This is a genomic window from Phycicoccus sp. Root563, from assembly GCF_001427915.1.
Lineage (GTDB): Bacteria > Actinomycetota > Actinomycetes > Actinomycetales > Dermatophilaceae > Pedococcus.
The window spans coordinates 302934-325889 of sequence record NZ_LMGM01000001.1 but is presented as its reverse complement, the minus strand read 5'-3'; the positions used below and the strand labels follow the sequence as shown (position 1 = coordinate 325889).

Here is a 22956-nt window from a genome sequence, read left to right as displayed (position 1 = left end):
GGCCCTACATCTCCTCGTGGGTGTCGGGGTCGCCGCCGAAGAGCCGTCCGTCGGGACGACCCAGGGCAGTGATCGCCGCGACCTGATCGTCGGTGAGCTCGAACCCGAACACGTCCAGGTTGTCCAGCTGGCGCTGGGGCGTCGCCGACTTCGGCAGTGGCATCGAACCCAGCTGCAGGTGCCAACGCAGGATCACCTGACCGGGCGTCACGCCGTGCGCCGCCGCCGCGTCGGCCACGGCAGGTTCGGCGAACGGCGCATTGCGCTTGCCCATCGGGCTCCAGGCCTGGGTGAGGATCCCGAGCTCGGCGTGGACCGAGCGCATCTGCTCCTGCGGGAAGTACGGGTGCAGCTCGATCTGGTTGACCGCCGGCGTCACCCCGGTGTCCTCGATGACGCGCCGCAGGTGCTCCGGCGTGAAGTTGCTGACGCCGACGGTCCGCACGAGCCCTTCGTCCCGGGCCCGGACCAGCGCCCGCCAGGCCTGCGGGTACAGGTCCCGGCTCGGATTGGGCCAGTGGATCAGGCCAAGGTCGATCTGCTCGAGCCCCAGGCGTTCGGCGGAGTCCCGCAGCGACTGGAGCGCGAGGTCCTCGGCATGGAAGCGCCCGGGGATCTTCGTCGCGACGACGACCTCCTCGCGCGCGATCCCGCTGCGGCGCAGTGCTTCCCCGACCTCGGCCTCGTTGCCGTAGTTCACCGCGGTGTCGAGGTGGCGGTAACCGTTCTCGAGAGCGGCCACCATCGCCTCGATGCCGTCCTCGCCCTTGAGCGGGTAGGTGCCGAACCCGATGGCCGGGAGGCTGGTGCCGTCGTTGAGGGTCAGGGTCGTCGGGGTGCTCGCCATGGGTCCACCGTAACCGCGGGGTCGTCGTCACCGCCCGGCAGTAGGTTGCAGGCATGAGGACCGAAGGCACGTTCACCGTCGAGTCGTTCACCCCCGCCGAGCTGTCACCCGGTCCGGAGCCGGTGACCACGGGCGCACCCGTCGGGGTCGCCGTCATGGCCAAGAGCTACACCGGGGGAGTGTCGGGCCGCAGCGCGACGATCTTCACCGCCGCCTACGACCAGGTCACCGGTGCCGGCACGTATGTCGCGATGGAGTCCTTCGACGGGGCGCTCGACGCTGCGGCCGGGACGTTCAACTTCGTGCACTCCGCGACCACGGAGGGCGGCGGACGGGCCCACGAGCACTTCGCCATCGTCCCGGGCAGCGGCACGGGGGAGCTTCAGGGCATCCGCGGGTCCGGCGGTCTGGCCGTCGAGGACGACGGCACCCACCGGGTGTGGTTCGACTACCAGCTGGGCTAGCGGTCAGGTGGTCGGTTCGACCGGCGTGAGGATGGCATGCGCCGCGCTGCCGAGGTCGTGCGCATGGGTCAACCTGACCGACCTGCCGGCGCTCGGGAGCTCCGCGGGCCAGCCGGGGCCACCGAGCACCACGGTCATCGGCCAGTGCACTCCGGCGAGCACCGACCACAGGGGCTCGTCCGCCGGGCGCTTGATCGAGGCCCACAGGAACAACCTGCTGGGGTGGCGCGACATGAGCAGGTCGGAGATGGCCGTGGTCGGCACCCGGGCGCCGAGGCAGATGGCTCCCAGCCCGTGCCGGGCGAGCTCGGCCTCGAGAGCCAGCAGCGGGAGGTAGTGCTGCTCCTCGTCCGCACTGGCGAGGACCACGTCGGCCTCGAGGGTCCGGGGACGGTTGCCCCGGATCACGGCGCGCAGCTCGGTCACCAGCACCTCGCTCGCCAGGTGCTCGGACTCGACCCCGAGGGCGCCGGCACCCCACTGCTCGCCGATGGTGCGCAGTGCCGGTGCGAAGACGTCGTTCCAGGCGCTGACGAGGTCGCGCTCGCGCAGCGTGCGCTGGTAGATCCGGGAGAGCGCAGCGGGGTCGAGGGAGAGGGCCGCGGAGCACACGGCCGAGACGGTGTCGCCGGCCTCACCGCGGTCGGGACCCGCGTCGCTCTCGGTTCCCGTCTCGATCATGAGGCGCTCGGAGTCCATCGACAGGGCCACTCGGGCGGCGCTCTGCGCCGGCACCCCGCGTGCGGTGAACCGGGCCATCACCCGTACGCGCCGGATGTCCTCCTCGGTGTACCTGCGGTGACCGCCCTCGGTCCGCTGGGAGGGGCCGATGCCGTACCGGCGGTCCCAGGTCCGCAGTGTCGCGGGGGCGACCCCCAGTCGCTCGGAGACCGAGCCGACCGCCCACTCGACGGTCGTGCGACCGCTGTCCTCGCCGTCGCCAAGGGAGTCGTCGACCCGCTCCGCAGGGTCGCCAAAGGCGCGCCGCGTACCGGATTCGCTGTCCATGACCTCACGGTTCCTATCACGTTGGTGCCCGTTGGCTCGACATCGGGTGGATGTGCGCCGACGTCGATCCCTGCCCGGGCATGAACAACTATAGAACTTATTCAGGAATGTTGCGCTCTGAACAAGTTCTGCATAGGTTGTGAAGAACTTCGGTTCGTGCCACCAGGAGAGATGACGACATGAGCAGCATCAAGAGGCTTCCCCGACCGCTGTTGAGCTCCTACGAGTGGCAGACGGACGGCGCCTGCCGCACGACGGACCCCGACGAGTTCTTCCCCCACGACGCCGAGCGCGGCAACCGCCGCCTCAACCGCGAGCAGCGCGCGAAGGCGCTGTGCGCCACGTGCCCGGTGATCACGCAGTGCTTCGAGCACGCGATGTCCGTCCGCGAGCCGTATGGCGTGTGGGGTGGCACGACCCCCGAGGAGCGCCTGGCCCTGCAGCGCGGAGTGGCCGTCTAGCCCGACTCTCCACGGTCGTTGCTTGTTTGACCTGGGGTGTGGTGGACCCGGGCTCATCGGCTGGCCGGGGTTGCTGGCTGGCCGGGGTTGTCGGAGGGGGCTGTCGGACGGAGGTTGTCGGTGGTCCGCCCTAGGGTCGGAACCGACGACCTGGCACACGGTCGCCGCACCGAACCGGACCAGGAGACCGCCATGGCCACGCTGTCAGACCGCCCCGCCACCGCCCTCGTCGTCATCGACGTCCAGAACGGCGTCGTCGCCGGCGCGCACCGCCGCGACGAGGTCGTGGCCACCATCGCCGGCCTCGTCGAGCAGGCCCGAGAGTCCGGGACGCCCGTGGTGTGGGTGCAGCACTCCAGCGACGATCTCCAGCAGGGGAGTGGCGACTGGGAGTACGTGCCCGAGCTGGCACGGCGGGACTCGGAACCGTTGGTGCACAAGCGGTTCGGCGACTCCTTCGAGGACACCGAGCTCGAGACGGTCCTGGCCGACGCCGCCGTGGGCCGGCTCGTCGTCACCGGCGCGCAGACCGATGCCTGCATCCGGTCGACCATCCATGGAGCGTTCGCCCGCGGGTACGACGTGACGCTGGTCGGCGATGCCCACACGACCGAGGACCTCACCGCCTGGGGTGCGCCGGCGCCGGAGCAGGTCATCGCGCACACGAACCTGTACTGGCAGCACCAGTCGGCGCCCGGGCGGACGGCCGCGGTGCTCCAGGCTGCTGAGGTCGCCTTCGCCGGCTGAGCGCCGTCCTGACGGGACCACGCAGGTGTGCGCGTCAGGCAGTGGGTGTCCGGGTGTGGAGCGACCGGTCGGGGAGGCCCTTGTCCCTCTGCCGAAATCGGTAGATTGACATAATGTCGATTATCGGCGTTCTTGACGAAACCAACCACGTCCACTTCGTCAGGTCTTCTCCCTTTCCAACGTATAGCGCACCGGGGGTCTTGCGGCAAGGCCCCGGTGGTGCCTCAGACTCTCGGGTCGGAGCTGCGCCGGCAGCTCGTCCGAGGCTGAGGGAGAACGTGCATGCGTGGGGTGTCACCGCAGGGAACGCGTGACAGGAACGACCAGGACGTCAGCGTGTTCGACCTCCCTGAACGACTGGGTGCCAAGGCGGCACCGGCCCTGGTCGCCGGAGACGAGGCACACTTCGCGGCCATTGCCGAGACCCTCGAGAGCACCATCGCCGAGCTGTCCGACCGGCTGGAGGCGACCCGCAGGGCCCCGGGCGGCGCTGGGCGACAAGCGCTCGACCGCGACCTCGACGTGCACCGGCTCACGGCCAGGCTGCGCGCCCTGCGCCGGTTCGGTGTGGACCTGTGCCTGGGGCGCATGGTCGGCGCCGAGGGCGGCGAGCCGGTCTACGTCGGTCGGCTCGGTCTGACCGCCCGCGACGGCCGACGGCTGCTGGTGGACTGGCGCTCCCCCGCCGCCGAGCCGTTCTTCGGGGCGACCCACGCGACGCCCATGGGTCTGACCAGTCGACGCAGGTACCGCTGGTACCGCGGTCGGATCACCGACTACTGGGACGAGGTGTTCACCGCCGAAGGGCTTCGGCACGGCGCTGCCCTCGACGACCAGTCCGCCTTCATCGCCAGCCTCGGCACGACGCGGTCGGCGCGGATGCGTGACGTCCTCGGGACCATCCAGGCCGACCAGGACGCCATCATCCGAGCGGGGTCCCGAGGCGCTCTGGTCGTCGACGGTGGACCCGGCACGGGCAAGACGGTGGTGGCACTCCACCGCACGGCCTACCTGCTCTACTCGGACCCGCGCCTGGGCCAGCGACAGGGTGGCGTCCTGTTCGTCGGTCCCCACCAGCCCTATCTCGCCTACGTCTCCGACGTGCTCCCCAGCCTCGGCGAGGAGGGCGTCCAGACCTGCACCGTGCGCGATCTCGTCCCCGAGGGCGCGACGGCGACGCCAGAGGCCGATCCGCACGTGGCTGGTCTCAAGGCGACCGTCGAGCTGGTGCGGGCGGTCGAGCAGGCCGTGAGGTTCTACGAGGAGCCGCCGTCCGAGGGGTCGACCATCACGACGCCGTGGGCCGACGTCTGGCTGGGCCCTGCCGACTGGTCGACGGCCTTCGACTCCCCCGACCCCGGTACCCCGCACAACGAGGCACGCGACCAGGTCCTCGAGGAGCTCCTGACCATCGTGGCCGACAAGCTCGCCATGGAGGTGGACGAGGACGACGTCTCCCCCGCCCTGCTGCGGACCTCGTTGCGGCGCAACCGTGGGCTGCTGGAGGCGCTCAACAGCGCCTGGCCACTGGTCGAACCCACCGACCTCGTCGCAGACCTCTGGTCGGTTCCGGCATACCTGCGGCTGTGCGCACCCTGGCTCACGCGCGAGCAGGTGCGGTTGCTCCAGCGCGTCGAACCCCAGGCCTGGACGACCAGCGACCTGCCGTTCCTCGATGCCGCGCGGCAACGTCTCGGTGACCCGAAGGCGTCGCAGCACCAGCGGTCACGAGAGGCAGCGGCCGCCGTCGAGCGCGAGCAGATGGCCAGGGTCATCGAGGACCTCATCGCCGCGGATGACGACCACGAAGGACTCGTGACGATGTTGCGGCACCCCGACCTCCGGGAGAACTTCGTCGACGAGGACGCCGTGCCCGCTGCCGACCCCGACCGGCTCGCAGGGCCCTTCGCCCACGTCGTCGTGGACGAGGCGCAGGAGCTGACCGATGCCGAGTGGCAGATGCTGCTGCAGCGTTGCCCCTCGCGCAGCTTGACCATCGTCGGTGACCGGGCCCAGGCCCGGCACGGGTTCCCGGAGTCGTGGCAGGACCGGCTCGAGCGCATCGGGCTGGACCGCACCACCCTGAGCTCGCTGACCGTCAACTACCGCACGCCGGAGGAGGTGATGGCCGAGGCCGAGCCGGTGATCCGGGCGGCACTCCCGGACGCGAACGTCCCGACCTCGATCCGCCGCAGCGGTCTGCCCGTCAGGCACGGGTCGGTCGCCGAGCTGCAACCGGTCGTCGATGCATGGCTGGCGTCGCACCCCGACGGCACCGGGTGCGTGATCGGCGACCCGACCTTCGAGGGCACGAACCGGGTCCGCTCGCTGCGCCCCGAGCTGTCGAAGGGGCTCGAGTTCGACCTGGTCGTCCTCGTGGACCCCCAGGACTTCGGCGACGGGATCGAGGGCGCCGTCGACCGCTACGTGGCGATGACCCGCTCCACCCGGGAGCTGGTCGTGCTCACGAGCGGCTGAACGACCTCAGCGACGTTCCTGGATCCGGATGAGGTTGCCGGACGGATCGCGCAGCGCGCAGTCGCGAACGCCGTAGGGCTGCTCGGTAGGCTCCTGGACGATGTCGACGTCCGCCGCCTGGACCTTCTCGAACGTGGCGTCGAGGTCGGACGTGGCCAGCAGGATGCCGCCGTAGGTGCCCTTGGCCATCATCTCGACGACGGTGCGCCGCTCGTCCTCGGTGATGCCCGGGTCGACCGCCGGCGGGTGCAGGACGATGGAGGTGGCAGGCTGGTCCGGCGGTCCGACGGTGATCCAGCGCAGGCCCTTGTAACCGACGTCGCCGCGCACCTCGAAACCCAGCAGGTCGCGGTAGAACGCCAGGGCCGCGTCCGGGTCGTTGTGCGGGAGGAAGCTCGAGTGGATCGTGATGTCCATGGGGCTCACGCTAGCTGCGCGGCGTCCGGTGACGCTTCTCGATTCCTGATCGGTCGGGTGACCTGCTTGGCCACGCAGGACGGCATCCCCGCGGTCGCCTCCGCCGCCTCACGGCGGTACGTGCTCGGCGGCACTCCCACGAGCTCGGTGAAGCGGGTGCTGAACGTCCCCAACGACGAGCAACCGACCATGAAGCAGACATCGGTCACGCTGAGGTCGCCCCGGCGCAGGAGCGCCATGGCGCGCTCGATCCGCCGGGTCATGAGGTAGCCGTACGGCGACTCCCCGTACGCGCGTCGGAACTCGCGGCTGAGGTGACCGGCAGACATGTGCGCCCCGCGGGCGAGCGCCTCCACGTCCAGCGGCTGGGCGTAGTCCCGGTCGATGCGGTCGCGGACCCTGCGCAGCCGGGCGAGGTCACCCAGCCGCTGGGCCTCCGTCGCGCTGTGGGTCACGAGCGGATCGTGTCACGTCACCGGGACGCTGCCAACCGGCTCACCGCGCAGCGGCGAGCGGCGCCCTGCGGACGACGGCGACCCGGCTCGCCTCCACCTCGTACCGGCTCGCGGTGGCGCCGCCCGCCCGGAAGAAGCGCCGCCGCAGCGCGCCCTCCACCTCGACGACCGCGTCCGTCGTCAGGCGCAGTGCGCTGCGCCGCGTGCGTGCAGTCCAGCAGGCCACGTCGACCGTGTCCACCCGGGCCGACCCGTGGTCGCTGCCCGTGCGGGGAACGACCACGCGCAGCTGCACCACGGTGTCGCCGCTGGGCAGCACCCTCTCCTCGCCGGCCCGGCTGACCCGTCCGACCAGACGGACCTCGTTGACCCATTCCCCCATGTCATCCATGGGACGAGCCTGCCGAGGCGGCGGGACAGGCGGCGAGGGAACCTCCGGCTGCTTGTGGACGCAGGGCCGCCGGCCAGTGCCCTGTGGACGACCGCGAGGCGCAGCCCGGCGGGCTGCGCCTCGCGACCACTCCCCCGTGGGAGAGCGACGGGACTACGGGAGGTAGTACGTCGGGTTCGGCAGCTTCACCGCCCGGTCGGCGCTGCCGCCGATGAGGTCGCTGAACTGGTCGCCGAAGTTGGCGATGACGTCATACCCCTGCGCGACGACGTGGCGCCGCGTCGTCGACTTGTACTCGATCGTCGTGCACTTTGGGTACGCCGCGCAGTCCGCCGCGGTCACGTACGCGGGCGGCTGCTCGCTGCTGGTCCACTTCGTGTAGTAGTTCGCCGGGGTGAAGCCGGTGTAGCCGACCTTGGCGAGGTTGCCGAGCGTGGCGTCGCGCTGGGTGCTGTTGCGCCCTGTGAGGCCCACGATGGTGCAGCCCGCGTCGGAGGCGGCATTGGCGAACGACACCATCGCCGGGGTGGCCGGGAACCGCTGCGGCTGGACCCAGTCCCTGTCCTGCACGACCGGGTCGAAGACGAAGTGCATCGCCGAGACCTCCATGTCGTAGGTCCACAGAGTCGTGTCGTCTGCGTCGAGCACGATGGCCGGCCTGGTGCCGCGACGCGCGCCGGTGGCGCACTGCTGCAGCAGGCTGTGGCTGCGCCGGCCCACCAGGCGCGTCATCTCCGAGATGTACGGCGAGGACACCTTGTCGGACGTGCCCGATCCGGTGTCGCCGTAGTAGACGGCGATGGTCTTCTTGACGACGTCGATGTTGGGGATCCCCTCACCGCCCTGGGTGGCACCGCTGGTGCCGTCGGGAGCCATGGTGAAGCGGGTGCGCGGGGCCAGTCGTGGCTGCGACACCCCCGGCAGGTTGGGCGACGGCAGGTAGTAGGTCGGGTTGGGCAGCTTGAGGGCCCGGTCGGCGAAGCCACCCTGCAGGTCGGAGAACTGGTCGCCGACGTTGAGCACGACGTCGTACCCGAGGTCCTGCTCGATGTGGCGCCGGGTGCCGGCCTTGTACTCCACGGTCGTGCACTTGGGGTAGGCCGCGCACCACGACGGCGGCAGGTAGGCCGGAGGGGTGCTGCCCGAGTCGTACTTGGTGAAGAAGCGGTCCGACGGGAATGCCGTGTAGCCGACCTTGGCCAGGTTGCTGACCGTGTGGGCCTTCTGGCTGTCGCTGCGTCCGGTGAGGCCGAACACGGTGAAACCCATCTTCTGCGCGTCGTTGACGAAGTCGACCATGCCCGGGACCGCCGGGAACCGCTCGCCGTCGACCCACGGCTGCTGGGCAGCCGGCGTGAACACGAACTTCATGTCGCCGACCTCCATCTGGTAGGTCCACAGGGTGGTGTCGTCGGCGTCGAAGACGATGGCCGGCTTCGTGTGGTGGCGCCGGGCGTCCGCCAGCAGGCGGGGCAGCTCGCGACGCTGCCTGGCCAGGATCGAGGCCATCTCGGACACGTATGGCGACGAGGTCGGGTTCGCCGCCCCGGTCCCGGTGGGGTCGCCGTAGTAGGTGTAGATCGTCTTCTTGACGACGTCGATGTTGGGGATCCCCTCACCGCCCTGGGTCGCGCCGCTGGACCCGTCGTCCTTCATCGTGAAGTGCGTGCGGGGGGCGAGGCGCTGGCCTCCCCCGTGGTGCTCGTGCGAGTCGTGCGCGCTCGCGGCAGAGGCGCCGCCGGCGGTGAGGGCGGCCGCGGCGAGCAGGGCTGCACCCGCCGTCACCGCCGTCCGTGGGGTCGTGCGGGCCGGTGTCTCGGACGCACGGGAGGACGAGGGGGCGGGACGACGCATACGGGCACTCCTGTAGGGGTGGAAGCAGGTGGCAACGGACGGATCGGGCACCACGTGACCGGCGGAGGCTATGCAGCCCCCGACCAGGGCGGAAGTGACAAATGTCATGGGTGACAGACTCGCCTCCATGGACCGTTCGAACCTGCTCCGACCGATGACCGACGACGACGTCGACGCGGTCCTGGACCTGAACCGCCGCCACGTGGAGCTGCTCTCGCCGATGGACGCGGCCCGCCTGCACCAGCTGCGTGGTTGGGCGTCCCGGGCCGACGTCATCGTGTGCGACGGACAGGTCGCCGGCTTCGTCCTCGTCTTCGCCCCCGGCAGCGACTACGACTCGGAGAACTACCGCTGGTTCTCCCAGGAGTACGGCGACGCGTTCGACTACCTCGACCGCATCGTCATCGACGGGACGTTCCGGCGCCGCGGGCTCGCCTCGGCCGTCTACGACGCCGTCGAGGCGTCCGCGGTCCCCCGGGGTCGGTTGGTGCTGGAGGTCAACATCGATCCACCGAACGAGCCGTCCCTGGCCTTCCACCGTGCCCGCGGGTACCGCGAGGTGCACCAACGGGGCGCAAGCGGACACGTCGTCAGCCTGATGGAGCGACCAGCTCGGTAGAACGGCCGAAGTTTGTGCCGGAACGACCGAGGCGGGCTGCGCGCTCGCGCGGTTAGCCTCCTCGAGGAGCATGGCGCCGCCCACCCCCCGGGCTGCGCGAGGACGAGAGTTGGGACAGATCGTGGTTGGGCTCGGCACGCGCGCCGGACTCACCGGGACCGCAGTCGCGGTCATGGTGCTGGTCGGCGGGACCTCGGCTCAGGCGTCGACCCCGACGCCCACCTCGGGAGCCGTCGTCAGCGCCAGTGCGGCCAGCTCGCTGCTGGACCAGAGCGCCAAGGACGCGAAGGACGCCAAGGACGCCAAGGACAAGGCGGCGAAGCAGAAGGCGGCCAAGGACAAGGCCGTCGAGGACAAGGCCGGCAAGGCCGAGGCCACGCTCAGCCCTGCGCAGGTCGCCGCCCAGATCGCCCAGGCCGACGCCCTCACCGCAGACCTCACCCGTTCCAACGCCGCCATCGCCGCGTCGGCGACCAAGCTGGACCGTTACGCCAAGCAGGCCAACACCCTGCTGCAGCAGTACTCCGAGGCGCGGACCGCCGAACGCACTGCCGTCGACGAGGCCGCCCGGAGCGTCGCCCTCTACCAGAGCCTGAGCACCCAGCTGGGTGAGGACCGCCGGGCCCTCGGTCAGTGGGCCTACCAGGCCTATGCCGGTGGTGGCGGCACCCTCGGCGACGTGAGCCTGTTGTTCGAGGCCCTGGGCAAGGACGCGAGCGAGGCCAGCGACACCGCAGCCCAGCTCTCCTACCTCAGCGACCAACGGACCTGGGCCTTCAACAAGGTCGAGGACCACACCGCCCTCCAGCAGGAGGCCGCGGTCAGGGCTGTCGAGGCCAGCACCCGCGCCAAGGAGCTCGCCGCTGCCGCGGCCGAGGCCAAGACCAAGCTCGACGCCGCCATCGCCCAGCAGAAGTCACAGCTCGACGCCACCCGCGCCCTGCACGCCGCCCAGGTGACCAAGGTCGGGCCGATCGCGGGGCTGCTCCTCGGCAGCGAGACCGAGGCGGGCAAGGCGGCCACGGCCCGTCTGCGCAAGGCGATGATCGTCCCCGGCGTCAAGGCGGACGGCTCGGTCAAGGCCTGCAGCACCAACGAGCTCGAGTACCCGAACGGTGCCATCCCGGCCGCAGGCCTGTGCCCGCTGTACGCCGACCCCACCCAGAGCCTGCGCCCCGGCGCGGCGGCGGCCTTCAACGCGATGAGCCTGGCCTACGAGAAGGACACCGGGTCCCCGATCTGCATCACCGACTCCTACCGGTCGTTCGCCGAGCAGGTCTCGGTCAAGGCGGACCGCGGCAAGTGGGCCGCCACCCCGGGGCGCAGCGAGCACGGCTTCGGACGCGCTGTCGACCTCTGCGGAGGGATCCAGAGCTTCGGGTCCTCGGCCCACCTGTGGATGAAGCAGAACGCCCCCCTGTACGGCTGGTTCCATCCCTCGTGGGCCGAGCCGGACGGCTCGCTGCCCGAGCCGTGGCACTGGGAGTACGCGGGCTAGTCGCACTCCCCCACGACCTCGCGAGCCGCCGACTCGCCGCTCGTCCTGGGTAGCAATACGCATCTGTGACAACGGTCGCTGTGCCACCCTTCACGCATGACAACAGCGGCGGTCGACCAGCAGGCGGCCTGGGTCGGGAACGAGCACTACCGCAGGTCCTGGTACTGGTACGACTGGGCCAACTCCGCCTACGTCACCACGACCGCGACGGTCCTGTTCACCCCGTACCTCACCGCGGTGGCCGAGAGCGCCGCCTGTCCGGACCTCGCGGACGGGCAGACCTGTCGCACCAACCTCGAGGTCCTCGGGGTGGGCATCTCCCCCGGCTCGCTCGCACCGTTCACCGTCACGCTCGCCACGATCGTCTCGGCCGTCGCGCTGATCTTCGTCGGGGCGATCGCGGACCGGTCCCCCCGCCCGGCACGGCTGCTCGGTGCCTTCGCCGGGGTCGGTGCGGTGGCGGCGTGCCTGATGGCGCTGGTCAAGGGCACCAACTGGCAGCTCGGCGTGGTGCTGCTGATCGTCGCCACCCTGAGCCTGGGTGCGTCGCTGGTGGTCTACGACTCGATCCTGTGCCGCATCGCGAGCCCCGACGACCGCGACAAGGTCTCGTCGCGCGGGTGGGCGCTCGGCTACCTCGGTGGTGGCCTCCTGCTGGCGGTGAACTTCCTCATGCTGTCCGACCCCGGCAAGCTCGGGCTGGACAAGGGGGGTGCCGTCCGGCTGAGCATGCTCATGGCCGGCCTCTGGTGGGCGGCCTTCACCCTCATCCCCGTGATCGGCATGTGGCGCCTGCGCGGGGTGGAGCGGCCGGAGGTCGCCCGGACGGCCGGGATCGTCGGGGGCAGCATCCGCCAGCTCGGGTCCACGTTCCGCGAGCTGCGGCTGTTCCCCCAGACCCTGCTGTTCCTCGTCGCCTACCTGTTCTTCAACGACGGCATCCAGACCGTCATCGGCCAGTCCAGCCTCTACGGCCAGCGCGAGCTCGGCTTCGCCGAGACGACGATGCTCACCCTCTTCCTCATGGTGCAGTTCGTCGGCATCGGCGGCGCCCTCCTCTTCGGCTGGCTCGCCAAGAGGTATGGCGCGTGGCGCTGCGTGCTGGCCGGCCTCGTCCTGTGGAGCGGCGTCGTCGTGGTCGCCTACTTCCTGCCCGACCGGACCCTCCCCCCGCTGTTCGCCCTGGGGGTCGCCATCGGTCTGGTGCTCGGCGGGACCCAGGCGCTGAGCCGGTCGCTCTACAGCCAGCTCGTCCCGAAGAACCGGGAGGCGGAGTTCTTCAGCCTCTACCAGGCGATGGAGCGTGGCACGAGCTGGTTCGGCACGCTGACCTTCGGGCTGGTCTACCAGTGGACCGGCTCGTACCGCCCGGCCATCGTGGCCCTGGTGGTCTTCTTCGTCATCGGCGGGCTCCTGCTCGCGCGGGTCGACATGCGACGGGGAATCCTCGACGCCGGGAACGAGCTGCCCGAGGTCGTCTGACCTGCGCGGACAGCCCGAAATGTGACCTGTGTCACAGCCTGCCAACCGTGCGACACGCTCACGCGTCGGAACATTGCAGGGGTCGGCGTCGTTATCCCTGACGAATCCCGAGCCCCCGACAGAGCGGGCTGGGAACCACGCACGTTGGGAGAACCCACCATGGCAGAGCGCACCCTTCGCGGTAGCCGAATGGTTTCACACAGCCTCGAGACCGACGACCACGTCGTCCCGAGCGAGCGTCAGATCACCGCATACGTGTGCCCGCAGGGGCACCGGACCGAGCTGCCGTTCTCGATCGAGGCGGAGATCCCGCCGACCTGGGAGTGCCGGTGCGGCGAAGAGGCGCGTCTCGTCGACGGCCCCGAGCCCGAGGCGAAGCAGGTCAAGCACGTCCGCACCCACTGGGACATGCTGCTGGAGCGTCGCTCCATCCCCGAGCTCGAGGAGCTCCTCGAGGAGCGCCTGGTCCTCCTGCGCGAGTCCCGCGGCGAGAAGCCGCGCCGCAAGCGCACTGCCTGAGCACCTCACCGAGCCGACGGGCTCCACGACGAACGGCCGCACCCGAAGGGGCGCGGCCGTTCGTCGTGCCAGAGGCGGTGTCGGTCACAGGACCTCGCCCTCGACCACCCCGGGGTCGTCCCCCGAACCACCAGGGCCACCCCGACCGTTCGGGCCCCCGGGGCCGCTCCCCCACCGGCCCTGGAAGCCGCCCAGCAGGCGCCGGGCCACCGCGGCCTCGAGCAGCGTCCGGGCGATGGGTCGCGTCACGGGGAGGATGAAGAAGAAGCCGACGATGTCGGTGAGGAACCCCGGGGCCAGCAGCAGGGTCCCGCCGACCAGCACGAGGGCCGCGTCGGCGAGCTGGCGGCTGGGCATCTGCGCGGTGCGCAGGGCGGTGTTGAGCGCGGCCCAGGCACGGGCCCCCTCACGCCGGACGAGCCAGGCGCCCAGCGCGGACTCCACGAGCAGCAGCACGAGGGTCTGCCACCCGCCGATCGCCTTGCCGACGGCGATGATCGCCGCGATCTCCAGGACCGGGACGACGAGCAGGACGACGAACACGACGACGAGCCAGCGCGGACGGCGAGGCCGCCCGGCGCGGGCGTATGGGGTGCCGCCTACAGCTCGTGCCACGTCGCCTCCCGGCGGCGGGAGAGGCCGCGGAGCTGGTCGGCCCGGTGGTGGACGCCCCACGAGGTGATCCGCTGGAGCGACTCGCGCATGATGTCGCCACTCATCTTCGAGTCACCGATCTCGCGCTCGACGAAGGTGATGGGCACCTCGGTGACGCGCAGCCCGAGCCGCACCGCGCGGCGGGTCAGGTCCACCTGGAAGCAGTAGCCCTGCGAGGCCACCTGGCTCAGGCCCATCGCGCGCAGGGCGTCGGCGCGGTACGCGCGGTACCCGGCGGTCGCATCGTGCACGGGCATGCCCAGCAGGGCCCGTGTGTAGAGGTTCCCGCCGACGCTGAGCGCCTTGCGGTGCAGCGGCCAGTTGACGACGGAGCCGCCGCGCACCCAGCGCGAGCCGATGACGAGGTCCGCGCGGGTCAGTGCGTCGAGAAGTCGGTGCAGCTGCTCGGGCTGGTGCGAACCGTCCGCATCCATCTCCACGATGGCGTCGTACCCACGGTCCAGCCCCCAGTGGAAGCCGGCGAGGTAGGCCATGCCCAGACCCTGCTTGCCCGGCCGGTGCAGCACCTGGACCTGGGCGTCGGCGGCCGCCAGCTCGTCGGCGACGTCGCCGGTGCCGTCCGGGGAGTTGTCGTCCAGGACGAGGACGTCCGCGCTCGGCACGGCGTCGCGGATGCGGCGGACGACGAGCGGGAGGTTCTCCCGCTCGTTGTAGGTCGGGATGCAGACGAGCACCCGGTCGATCTGGTCAGACAACGACGCTGTCCCTTCGTGACTCTGCCGGCCCCGCGGGGTCGGTGGCGGCGGCCTCGACCCTAGCGTCCCGGCGACGCAGCCACTGTCCGATGGCGAGCAGGGCCACCGTGGCCAGGGCCGCGGCATACTCCGGCAGCGGACCGAGCCGGTCGGCGACGGTGACCTCCGAGCGGACCACCGGGGAGCCGAACTCGGCTGCTGGGGTGAACAACGAGGTCTTGTCGACGTACGTTCCGTCGGGGTTGATGAAGCCGCTGACCCCCACCGTCGAGACGTGGACGACCGAACGGCCGTGCTCGATGGCGCGGATCCGGCTGATGGCGAACTGCTGCTCGGACTCGGCGGTGTAGCCGAACGTGGCGTTGTTGGTCTGGACGGCGAGGATGTTGGCGGTCTTGCCGGCCTGCAGCGTCGAGTCGCGCATGAGGTCGTCGTAGGCCACCTCGAAGCAGATGGTCGGGATGATCCAGTAGGGCTCCTGGCCCTTGACCGGTACCTCGAACGCGCCGGCGCGGTCCCCCTTGGCGAAGTCGCGGGTCACGAGGTCGACCTTGTCGCTGAAGTTCCGGAAGAAGCTCCGGTAGGGGATGTACTCCGCGAACGGCACGGGGTGCTGCTTGACGTAGCGCTGAGGGTCGTTGCTGCCCGGCAGGTAGAACAGGCTGGCGTTGGAAACGTACTCCCCCGGTCCGACCAGGACGGCGCCCAGCAGCAGCGGCGCCTTGACCGTCCCGACCGCCAGCCGGATGTCGGCGGCGGCGTCGAGGTTGCGGAAGGGGTCGATGTCGGAGGCGTTCTCGGGCCAGACGACCAGGCTCGGCGGCACCGGGTTGCGGGCCGCCGCGGCAAGGGTGCCCTGCACGTGGTTGTCGAGGACCTTGCGCCGTTCGGAGTTGAAGTCCAGTCCCGCCTTGGGCACGTTCCCCTGGACGAACAGGACCGAGACCTTCCGGCCGTCGGTGGGCGGCGTCGTGGCCAGGCCCAGGCCCAGAGGGGCCAGCGCCAGGACGGCCAGCACAGCGCCGAGAACCGGCTGCGCGACCGTCACCGGCACTCCCGGTCGCCGGGCGCGGCGGGCGCGGCGGACGGCTGCCTCGACCCCCACATGGAGCAGGACCCCCACCGCGGCGACGGCGAAGGTGAGGCCGGGCGCCCCTGCGAAGCGGGCGAAGGGCGCGAGCGGGCTGTCGGCCTGGCTGAACGCGAGCCGGGCCCACGGGAAGCCGCCGAACGGCGTGGTGCTGCGTGCCCACTCCTGCAGGACCCAGGCGAGCGGCACGACGGCGTGCGCCAGGGGGCGCAGTCGCGTCCCGAGCAGCGGACGCTGGACGACGGCGACGACGGCGCACATGGCCGCGATGTACAGGGCCTCGAGGGTGGACAGCGCGAACCACGGGAGCTTGCCCACGTAGATCCCGGACCACGACAGGGTCGGCAGGAAGAAGCCCAGGCCGTGCGCGAGGCCTGCCAGGGCGGCCAGCCGCCACCGGGCCCCCGTCACGGTCCACGAGAGCAGGCCCACGCCCAGCGGGGCGAGCCACCACACGTCGTGCGTGGGGAAGGCGAACGCGGTGGCCACACCCGAGACAGCGGCGAGCACGAGGACGACGAGGGTGGTGACCCGCGGGCGGGAGGACGTCGGCACGGCACCACGGTAGGACACGGCACGGCCCGTGCTGCCGTTGGGACCAGCAGGGGGTCGATTGGGTGTCGACAGCCTGCTGTTGTCTACTAGGCGCACGGGCCGTGCCGCCGTCCCCCACCGCCTCGGTCAGGGCACCTGCTCGAGTCCGGAACTCACTGCTGGCGGGCGGTGGCTGCGCGCGCTAGCCACCGGTCAGTGAGTCCGTCCCTGCGCGGATTCCCCCTCGCGGACGGTTCGTCGGGTGGACGACCGTGGGCAAACCTACCGGCGTGGGAAGGGCTGTCAAGACACCGTCCGTGGCGGAAACTCGCCATTGCGCAGGTCAGCCGCGGGGACGAGAAGCGTTACGGGACAACCCATTCGACGAACGGTCGGCGTGTCCGTCGCGACACGCCGAAGCCGGTTTCAGCTGTCGGAGGCCGACGGGGGGACGACCACGACCCCCCGGGCGGTCGTGGCCACCAGCGGCGGGTCGAGCAGGTCCGCGCTGGACTCGCCGCGCTCCGGGGCGCCCCGGCCGACCACGCGCACCTCGAACTCCATCTCGCGGCTCCGGGTGCCGACGCGCACCAGCCGTGCCTCGATCTCGATGACGTCACCGGCACGGACAGGGGCCCTGAACTGCACGTCGGAGTACGACGCGAACAGGCCCTCGTCGCCGTCGGTGACGATGCACATCTCGGTGGCCACGTCGCCGAACGCCGCCAGCGAGTAAGCGCCGTCGACGAGGTTGCCCGCGTAGTGGGCGTGGCTGTACGGCACGTAGCGACGGTGGGTGACGGTCCGGCCGACGGTGGGGCCGGCTGCTGGCGCGGTCATGCCTTCTCCTTGGTGGTCGGGGCTGCCAGGGCATGGACGAGGTAGCTGGCCACCTCGCCGGGGGTGGTTCCCCGGCCGAAGATGCGGTCGACGCCGAGCCTGGGGGCGGACCCCTCCTCGAACCGCGGCCCGCCGACGACGAGCAACGGGACCTGGCCTGCGGGGTACGCCTCGCGGAAGGCTGCGCTCATCGTCGTCGTGTTGTGGATGTGGGCGTCACGCTGGGTGACGACCTGGCTCACCATGACGGCGTCGGCCTTCTCGGCCCGCGCCCGCTCGACGAGCTCGGGGACGAGTACCTGGGCGCCGAGGTTCACCACCTTGACCTCGCGGTAGTACTCCAGGCCCTTCTCCCCCGCGAAGCCCTTGATGTTGAGGATCGCGTCGATGCCCACCGTGTGCGCGTCGGTGCCGATGCAGGCGCCGACGACGACGAGCTTGCGGCGCAGGCGGGACTTGATGGCCTTGTTGACCTCGGTCGGGCTGAGCAACGGGAACTCGCGCTCCACGACCGTGACCTCGCGCAGGTCGACGAGGTGCTTGGCGCTGCCGTAGACGACGAAGAAGGTGAAGTCGGGGCCCATCGGCTTGGCGTGGACGAGCAGCGCCGGCTCCAGGCCCATCTTGGCGGCGAGCTGCAGGGCCGCACCCTCGGCACGCTTGTCGTGCGGCACGGGGAGGGTGAAGGAGACCTGGACCATGCCGTCGCCGGTGGTGTCGCCGTACGGACGGATGATGTCGGGTTGACGCTTCGCCGGGGCTCCCTGCTTGCCTGCCTTGGGCATCGGCTCCAGGGGCATCGCGCTGTCGGTCGTGGACGCGCTCATCGGTTCGAGCCCTCCTCGAGCATCGTCGTGGCGGGGTTGTCGTAGTCGTCGGCGCGCACGACGACGCCGTCGAGGCCCTTGCCCCGGTCGGCCGGGCGCTTCATCAGGCCGAACGCACCGTCGGCGATGGCCTCGAGCAGCGGGGCCTTCCCCGGCTCCTGGGTGATGTCGGTGAGCAGGTCGATCGCGTCACCGAGCACCTGGCGGGCCCGGGTCTGGATGAACCCGTCACGCGGCGGGTGGAAGTCCTCGGTGAGGCCACCGGCGGCGTTGAGCACGTAGCGGACGTTCTGCAGCGCCAGGTCGCGGTCGGACAGGAACGGCGTGACGACCGCCTCGGTCATCATGCCGACGAGCAGGATGCCCTGGCCGGTCATGGCACCGACGAGGTTGAAGAACCCGTCGAGGAGGTAGCCGCGGAACACGTCGCCGGTCATGTGCTTGGTCGGCGGCATCCACTTCAGCGGCGCGTCGGGGAACAGCTGGCGGGCGAGCAGGGCGTGCGCGAGCTCCATCCGGAAGCTGTCGGGGAGCTCGGGGTTGATCTCGAACGCGTGGCCCAGGCCGAGCTGCCAGTCCTCGAGCCCGGCCTCCTTGGCGAAGTACTCGTTGAGCAGCTGGCTCACGGTGACCGTGTGCGCGGCCTCGACGGCGTCCGCGGTGGTGAGGTAGTTGTCCTCGCCGGTGTTGATGATGATCCCGGCACGGGCGTGGATCTGGCGGCTGAACCGCTGGTCGACGAAGGTGCGGATCGGGTTGATGTCGCGGAAGAGGATCCCGTACATCGAGTCGTTGAGCATCATGTCGAGGCGCTCGAGCCCGGCCAGCGTGGCGATCTCGGGCATGCACAGCCCCGACGCGTAGTTGGTGAGGCGGATGTAGCGGCCGAGCTCCTTGGATGTCTCGTCCAGGGCCGCACGCATGAGCCGGAAGTTCTCCTGCGTGGCGTACGTGCCGGCATACCCCTCGCGGGTGGCGCCCTCGGGCACGTAGTCGAGCAGCGACTGCCCGGTGGAGCGGATCACGGCGATGATGTCGGCACCCTCGCGGGCGGCGTTCTGGGCCTGGGGGATGTCCTCGTAGATGTCGCCGGTGGCGACGATGAGGTAGATCCACGGGCGCTGCTCGGGGTCGCCGTGGCGCGTGATGAGCCGGTCGCGGTTGGCGCGCTGCTTGTCGATGGTGCGTATGCCGCGGCTCACCTCGCGTCGCGCCAGGGCCTGGGCACGGGTGGTCTCACGGCCCGCGGGGAGCCGGAACTGCACCGAGCCGCTGGCGGCCTTCTGGGCCAGGGTCAGCAGGTCTGGTGCCTCTCCCCTGCGCAGGGCGTCGTACACCGGGGTGGTGACCCCGTGCTCGAGGCCGACCTCGGCGCGGACCGCGTCGACGAGGTGGTTGACCCACGGCACCCGCTCGTGGTCGGCGCCGGACAGGCCGGCGAGGCGCAGCGTGGCCCGTTCGACGGAGACGGTCGTGTGGCTCTGGGCCAGCTTGACGACGGGACGGCCGGCCTTGCGCGCGAGGGCGCGGGCCTGGCGGACGGTGGCGGGATCGAGGTCCAGCAGGGGTTTGGCTCGCGACGACACGGCGCAAATCTAGCAGTGGGGAGCAGGATTTCCGGCCAACTGCCGCGTTGGCCGGAAATCCTGCTTCTTCGCTCGGTGGTCAGCTGCGCCCAGCGGTGGCGTCGTCGTTGCCCTGCTCGATGGCGTGCTTCCTCACCACGGCGGGGACCGATCCCACCACGCTGGGCTCGGTGGTGACCAGGGTCCGCTCCCCCAGCGCGGTCTCGCCCAGGTACCGCGCGGTCTGCTCGTCGAAGTAGACCGCGTTGACGTAGGCCCCGCGGTACTCGAGCTCGATGGCTGCGCGGCCGGCGTACCGGACCTTCGACGTCGTCACCTGCGGCAACGACCCCAGCACCCGGATCATCGCGGCGTTCAGCTTCGGTGGCACGGTGCCCGAGAGGAACCGGTCGCTGCAGTTCTCGAAGATCGCCTGGCTCGGGTCGAGCGAGTTGGGGCCGGTGCTGCGCAGGTGCGCGTCGAAGAAGGCCCGCAGCCCGGCCGGATCGGTGGGCCACCGGAGGTAGTCGGACGGCTGGGTCCCCATGAACGGGTCGTCCCCCAGGTCGCTCGGTGGGAAGCGGTAGTAGGACGTGCCCACCGGGCCGACCTTCGACAGGTCCCGTCGCCACGACGTCCCCTCGGCGTCCACCCAGCTCTCGGACGTCGTGTCGACCGCGGGGGTACGGGCGTCACGGTTCTGCTGGGTGAAGTGCACGACCTGGTGCAGGTACTCCCCCGGTCCCACCTGCAGGGTGGGCGCCACCTCGGCCCGGCGGGCGAGCTGCTCGACGGCGTCGGCTCGCGGCAGGGCGGCATCGGGTGCGAGCACCGCGGTGCCCCCGAGAACCACGAGGGCCGCCGCCGCAGCGGCCGCACCCAGGGCGACCCAGCGACGGCGGGACCGTCCAGGAGTCAGCGCGAGCAGCCTGGCGGGAGGCCCGTCCTCGGCCTCGTCGCGCGTGCGGTGGAGCGTGATGGCGAGAGCGACCTCCGCCCGCGCCGGGGTCCAGTCGCGCTGGAGCGAGGCGGACGTCGGGCGCCCGGCCGCCAACAGGTCGAGGGGGTCGGGAGCGCGGTCGGTGAGCTGGTCGAGGCTGGTCATGAGAGCTCCTGGGCGAGGGTGGCCGTGCGGGGGCGGTGGGAGGAGGGGGCGTGCTCCCCCGCCGGTCGGGCGGGCGCGGGGGCGGTGTCGGCGGCATACGCGGCCCGGAGGCGTGATCGGGCGCGGTGCAGGCGCACGGTGAAGGCGCGGACCGAGCAGTCGGCGACCTCGGCAGCCTGTGCCGGTGACAGCCCGTCCCACGCCGTGAGCAGGAGCGCCTCGCGCTCAGCGCGGGTGCACTGCTCGAGCGCGCGGACCATGCTGTCGCGCTCGTGGACGGCCTCGTCGGCCGACGGCGCGGCAGAGGTCCAGCCGTCGCGCACTGCGGCGAACCAGACCTGGTCGGCGCGACGGGCGGTCCGACGCTGGTTGGCGATGACGTTCCGGGCCACGACGAGCAACCACGGCAGCGGCTCCTGCGGGACCTGGTCCGGCCGGCGCCAGGCGACGAGGAACGTCTCGGAGACGACGTCGTCGCACTGGCTCTGCTCGACGTGCCGGCGGGCGTAGGCGTGGACGCGGGCGGCGTGCTGCCGGAACAGCCCGCTCAGCTCGGCCTCACGGTCGGTGGCGCCCTCAGGGGCGTGGTGTCTGGTCACACCCCCTTGTGTCCGCTGCTCCACCCGGATCACGCGCACGGCCCGAATTGTGCCGTCTCGTCCCGCCTGGCCGTCGGAGGTTGCCCCGAGTCCTAGAGCGATCCGAGGCGTACTGGTCCTTCGGATGGCTCACGGACCGCGGGTTCTCAGGGGGTGAAGGCGCCCGCGTCGAAGACCGTGCGGCCACGGACGACGGTGCGCAGGCACTGCGGAGCGGGTTCGCCCGGCGACAGGTCGGGCAGGCCGGGGGTGCCGGAGCGCGGGTCGGTGCTCCATGTCTGGATCCGGTCGTCCGGGGCATGCACGACGAGGTCGCCCACCTTCCAGACGGCGAACGTCGCCGGCAGGCCGAGGTCGAGGTAGCCACGGTCGTCGAAGCCGGCGGCGCGCCACCCCCCGCGGGTGTGGGCGAGGAACGCCGATCGGGCAGAGATGCGCTGCCGCTCGTCGTGGTGGGCGATGCAGGCGCGGACGGCCTCCCACGGCGCGAACGGCGTCACGGGCGAGTCGGAGCCGAACGCCACCGTCATACCGGCAGCGAGCATCGAGGCGAACGGGTTCATCGGCGCCTCGCCGATGACGCGCTCGGTCCCGAGCCGCACGGCATACATGCCGTCCGAACCGCCCCAGAAGGCGTCGAAGGCGGGCTGGACGCTGGCGCCCACCCCGAGCGCCACGAGCCGGGCGATCTGGCCGGGGTCGACCATCTCGAGGTGCTCGAGCCGGTGCCGGGACCGGGCCACCACGGGGGCACCGACCAGCGCCGCGGCCGCCTCGAACCCCTCCACGACGGTGTCCACTCCCGCGTCGCCGATGACGTGGAACCCGGCCTGCAGCCCGGCCAGGGAGCAGGCGGCCACGTGGTCGCGGACCTGGGCGACGGACAGGTAGGCGTTGCCGGTGTGCCCGGCGAGGTCGGTGTAGTCGTCGCGGAGGTGGGCGGTGCGCGACCCGATGGAACCGTCCACGTTCAGGTCGCCGGCCAGGCCGTGGGCGCCGTGCAGGGTGGCGAGGTCGCGGGCCTGCTGCTCGTCGGCGACGAGCTCGGCCCAGTAGCCGAGGGTCTGGGGCCCGTCGCCGCGCTCCCCCGCCGTCAGCACGTCGGCGAGGTCGTCGGCGCTGGACAGGACAGGTCCGCCGTTCTCCTGGACCAGGCCGATCCCGGCGGCCGCGGCGCTGCGCAGGGCGAGGTCGATGTCGGCGCGGCGCTGGGCCGGGGTGACCGCGTCGGCGAAGGCGACGCGGGCCGCGTGGTGCGCCTCGCGGGTCACCAGGCCCTCTCCTTCCCACCCGGGGAGGTCACGGGCACCCGAGGCGGCCGCGAGCGCCGAGGAGACCACGGCGGAGTGGCCGTCGATGCGCGGTGAGTACACCACGCCGCCGTAGGTGGCACGGTCGAGCTCGGCGCCGGTGACCGGACGGCGCTCCGCCCAACGGCCTTGGTCCCAGTTGGGGGCGTACACGGGGCGCCCCTGCTGGCGGCGGGCGGCGTCCTCGATGCGGGACAGCGCCTCGGCGACGCTGCGGGTGGTGCCGAGGTCGACGCCGCGCAGGCCGGCGCCGGTCTGGGAGAGGTGCGCGTGCGAGTCGACGAACGCCGGGGTCACGAGGGCGCCGTCGAGGTCGACCACGCGGTCCACCGCGTCGCCGTGGACCGAGGCGGCATCGTCCCCGCCGATCCACGCGATCGTGCCCGTCGCGTCGTCGACGACCATCGCGTTCGCGAAGGGGTCGATGGGTGAGTAGACGAAGCCGCCGCGGTAGAGAGTGCTCACGCGAGCACCCT

Annotated in this window: 23 protein-coding genes; 8 read left to right on the top strand and 15 right to left on the bottom strand. The window is 71.4% G+C overall.

Annotated features, from left to right (window positions below):
- Window positions 1-4: 4 nt before the first annotated feature.
- Entirely contained in the window at window positions 5-847 is an 843-nt protein-coding gene (locus ASD62_RS01495; RefSeq protein WP_056914455.1) for an aldo/keto reductase, read from the bottom strand.
- A gap of 53 nt (window positions 848-900) precedes the next feature.
- On the opposite strand from ASD62_RS01495, the gene ASD62_RS01490 reads away from it, so the two are divergent.
- Complete coding sequence (locus tag ASD62_RS01490) at window positions 901-1311, top strand: DUF3224 domain-containing protein (protein ID WP_056914454.1); 411 nt, start codon at window positions 901-903, stop codon at window positions 1309-1311.
- 3 nt (window positions 1312-1314) lie between these two features.
- On the opposite strand, the gene ASD62_RS01485 is transcribed toward ASD62_RS01490, so the two are convergent.
- On the bottom strand, window positions 1315-2319 hold the full coding sequence (locus ASD62_RS01485; protein WP_056914453.1) for a MerR family transcriptional regulator: 1005 nt from the start codon (window positions 2317-2319) through the stop codon (window positions 1315-1317).
- A 179-nt stretch (window positions 2320-2498) separates the two neighbouring features.
- Here ASD62_RS01485 and ASD62_RS01480 point away from each other — a divergent pair, with 179 nt between their 5' ends.
- The 3 genes from ASD62_RS01480 (at window position 2499) to helR (ending at window position 6005) form a co-directional block, all read left to right on the top strand.
- Window positions 2499-2780 (top strand): WhiB family transcriptional regulator, encoded by a 282-nt coding sequence (locus ASD62_RS01480; protein ID WP_056914452.1) that lies wholly within the window; start codon window positions 2499-2501, stop codon window positions 2778-2780.
- A 192-nt stretch (window positions 2781-2972) separates the two neighbouring features.
- Window positions 2973-3527 carry a cysteine hydrolase family protein gene (locus ASD62_RS01475; protein ID WP_056917074.1) on the top strand — a complete coding sequence of 185 codons (555 nt, stop codon included), beginning with the start codon at window positions 2973-2975 and terminating at the stop codon, window positions 3525-3527.
- A 282-nt stretch (window positions 3528-3809) separates the two neighbouring features.
- Entirely contained in the window at window positions 3810-6005 is a 2196-nt protein-coding gene (gene helR / locus ASD62_RS01470) for an RNA polymerase recycling motor ATPase HelR (protein WP_056914451.1), read from the top strand.
- A gap of 6 nt (window positions 6006-6011) precedes the next feature.
- Here helR and ASD62_RS01465 read toward each other — a convergent pair whose 3' ends face one another.
- The 4 genes from ASD62_RS01465 to ASD62_RS01450 form a co-directional block, all read right to left on the bottom strand.
- Complete coding sequence (locus tag ASD62_RS01465) at window positions 6012-6422, bottom strand: VOC family protein (RefSeq protein WP_056914450.1); 411 nt, start codon at window positions 6420-6422, stop codon at window positions 6012-6014.
- Window positions 6423-6427: 5 nt separating this feature from the next.
- Entirely contained in the window at window positions 6428-6877 is a 450-nt protein-coding gene (locus tag ASD62_RS01460) for a helix-turn-helix transcriptional regulator (RefSeq protein WP_056914449.1), read from the bottom strand.
- A gap of 40 nt (window positions 6878-6917) precedes the next feature.
- Entirely contained in the window at window positions 6918-7268 is a 351-nt protein-coding gene (locus ASD62_RS01455) for a single-stranded DNA-binding protein (protein ID WP_200947764.1), read from the bottom strand.
- A 153-nt stretch (window positions 7269-7421) separates the two neighbouring features.
- Window positions 7422-9122, bottom strand: coding sequence for an HAD family acid phosphatase (locus ASD62_RS01450; RefSeq protein WP_056914447.1), 1701 nt, complete (start codon window positions 9120-9122; stop codon window positions 7422-7424).
- Between the two features lie 127 nt (window positions 9123-9249).
- On the opposite strand from ASD62_RS01450, the gene ASD62_RS01445 reads away from it, so the two are divergent.
- The 4 genes from ASD62_RS01445 (at window position 9250) to ASD62_RS01430 (ending at window position 13240) form a co-directional block, all read left to right on the top strand.
- Window positions 9250-9741, top strand: a complete 492-nt coding sequence (locus ASD62_RS01445; RefSeq protein ID WP_056914446.1) for a GNAT family N-acetyltransferase — start codon at window positions 9250-9252, stop codon at window positions 9739-9741.
- Window positions 9742-9850: 109 nt separating this feature from the next.
- Complete coding sequence (locus ASD62_RS01440; protein WP_056914445.1) at window positions 9851-11239, top strand: M15 family metallopeptidase; 1389 nt, start codon at window positions 9851-9853, stop codon at window positions 11237-11239.
- Window positions 11240-11335: 96 nt separating this feature from the next.
- Window positions 11336-12721 carry an MFS transporter gene (locus ASD62_RS01435; protein ID WP_056914444.1) on the top strand — a complete coding sequence of 462 codons (1386 nt, stop codon included), beginning with the start codon at window positions 11336-11338 and terminating at the stop codon, window positions 12719-12721.
- 159 nt (window positions 12722-12880) lie between these two features.
- Window positions 12881-13240, top strand: coding sequence for an RNA polymerase-binding protein RbpA (locus ASD62_RS01430; RefSeq protein ID WP_056914443.1), 360 nt, complete (start codon window positions 12881-12883; stop codon window positions 13238-13240).
- Window positions 13241-13324: 84 nt separating this feature from the next.
- Here ASD62_RS01430 and ASD62_RS01425 read toward each other — a convergent pair whose 3' ends face one another.
- The 9 genes from ASD62_RS01425 to ASD62_RS01385 all read right to left on the bottom strand — a co-directional run bounded on the left by ASD62_RS01425 (window position 13325) and on the right by ASD62_RS01385 (window position 22945).
- Window positions 13325-13855, bottom strand: coding sequence for an FxsA family protein (locus ASD62_RS01425; RefSeq protein WP_082580503.1), 531 nt, complete (start codon window positions 13853-13855; stop codon window positions 13325-13327).
- Window positions 13840-14610, bottom strand: coding sequence for a polyprenol monophosphomannose synthase (locus ASD62_RS01420; RefSeq protein WP_056914441.1), 771 nt, complete (start codon window positions 14608-14610; stop codon window positions 13840-13842). The genes ASD62_RS01425 and ASD62_RS01420 overlap by 16 nt, the downstream gene beginning before the upstream one ends.
- Window positions 14603-16255 (bottom strand): apolipoprotein N-acyltransferase, encoded by a 1653-nt coding sequence (gene lnt / locus ASD62_RS01415; protein WP_235530598.1) that lies wholly within the window; start codon window positions 16253-16255, stop codon window positions 14603-14605. Before lnt ends, ASD62_RS01420 begins: the two co-directional genes overlap by 8 nt.
- A gap of 405 nt (window positions 16256-16660) precedes the next feature.
- A complete protein-coding gene (locus ASD62_RS01410) occupies window positions 16661-17074 on the bottom strand; it encodes a hotdog domain-containing protein (RefSeq protein ID WP_056914439.1) in 414 nt (137 codons plus the stop codon).
- Entirely contained in the window at window positions 17071-17901 is an 831-nt protein-coding gene (locus tag ASD62_RS01405) for an OAM dimerization domain-containing protein (RefSeq protein ID WP_235530597.1), read from the bottom strand. The genes ASD62_RS01410 and ASD62_RS01405 overlap by 4 nt, the downstream gene beginning before the upstream one ends.
- Window positions 17898-19487: a lysine 5,6-aminomutase subunit alpha gene (locus ASD62_RS01400; RefSeq protein ID WP_056914438.1), complete on the bottom strand. Its 1590-nt coding sequence runs from the start codon at window positions 19485-19487 to the stop codon at window positions 17898-17900. The genes ASD62_RS01405 and ASD62_RS01400 overlap by 4 nt, the downstream gene beginning before the upstream one ends.
- Window positions 19488-19566: 79 nt before the next feature.
- The gene (locus ASD62_RS01395; protein ID WP_056914437.1) at window positions 19567-20571 is read right to left on the bottom strand and encodes a hypothetical protein; all 1005 of its coding nucleotides are present in this window, start codon (window positions 20569-20571) and stop codon (window positions 19567-19569) included.
- Window positions 20568-21170, bottom strand: a complete 603-nt coding sequence (locus ASD62_RS01390; protein ID WP_056914436.1) for an RNA polymerase sigma factor — start codon at window positions 21168-21170, stop codon at window positions 20568-20570. The genes ASD62_RS01395 and ASD62_RS01390 overlap by 4 nt, the downstream gene beginning before the upstream one ends.
- Before the next feature lie 146 nt (window positions 21171-21316).
- A complete protein-coding gene (locus tag ASD62_RS01385; RefSeq protein ID WP_056914435.1) occupies window positions 21317-22945 on the bottom strand; it encodes an amidohydrolase in 1629 nt (542 codons plus the stop codon).
- Between the last annotated feature and the right edge of the window lie 11 nt (window positions 22946-22956).

Bases quoted from the DNA above. Each gene is read 5' to 3' on its own strand.
- ASD62_RS01495 (WP_056914455.1), bottom strand. From the start codon at position 847: ATGGCGAGCACCCCGACGACCCTGACCCTCAACGACGGCACCAGCCTC.
- ASD62_RS01490 (WP_056914454.1), top strand. From the start codon at position 901: ATGAGGACCGAAGGCACGTTCACCGTCGAGTCGTTCACCCCCGCCGAG.
- ASD62_RS01485 (WP_056914453.1), bottom strand. From the start codon at position 2,319: ATGGACAGCGAATCCGGTACGCGGCGCGCCTTTGGCGACCCTGCGGAG.
- ASD62_RS01480 (WP_056914452.1), top strand. From the start codon at position 2,499: ATGAGCAGCATCAAGAGGCTTCCCCGACCGCTGTTGAGCTCCTACGAG.
- ASD62_RS01475 (WP_056917074.1), top strand. From the start codon at position 2,973: ATGGCCACGCTGTCAGACCGCCCCGCCACCGCCCTCGTCGTCATCGAC.
- helR (WP_056914451.1), top strand. From the start codon at position 3,810: ATGCGTGGGGTGTCACCGCAGGGAACGCGTGACAGGAACGACCAGGAC.
- ASD62_RS01465 (WP_056914450.1), bottom strand. From the start codon at position 6,422: ATGGACATCACGATCCACTCGAGCTTCCTCCCGCACAACGACCCGGAC.
- ASD62_RS01455 (WP_200947764.1), bottom strand. From the start codon at position 7,268: ATGGATGACATGGGGGAATGGGTCAACGAGGTCCGTCTGGTCGGACGG.
- ASD62_RS01450 (WP_056914447.1), bottom strand. From the start codon at position 9,122: ATGCGTCGTCCCGCCCCCTCGTCCTCCCGTGCGTCCGAGACACCGGCC.
- ASD62_RS01445 (WP_056914446.1), top strand. From the start codon at position 9,250: ATGGACCGTTCGAACCTGCTCCGACCGATGACCGACGACGACGTCGAC.
- ASD62_RS01435 (WP_056914444.1), top strand. From the start codon at position 11,336: ATGACAACAGCGGCGGTCGACCAGCAGGCGGCCTGGGTCGGGAACGAG.
- ASD62_RS01430 (WP_056914443.1), top strand. From the start codon at position 12,881: ATGGCAGAGCGCACCCTTCGCGGTAGCCGAATGGTTTCACACAGCCTC.
- ASD62_RS01410 (WP_056914439.1), bottom strand. From the start codon at position 17,074: ATGACCGCGCCAGCAGCCGGCCCCACCGTCGGCCGGACCGTCACCCAC.
- ASD62_RS01405 (WP_235530597.1), bottom strand. From the start codon at position 17,901: ATGAGCGCGTCCACGACCGACAGCGCGATGCCCCTGGAGCCGATGCCC.
- ASD62_RS01395 (WP_056914437.1), bottom strand. From the start codon at position 20,571: ATGACCAGCCTCGACCAGCTCACCGACCGCGCTCCCGACCCCCTCGAC.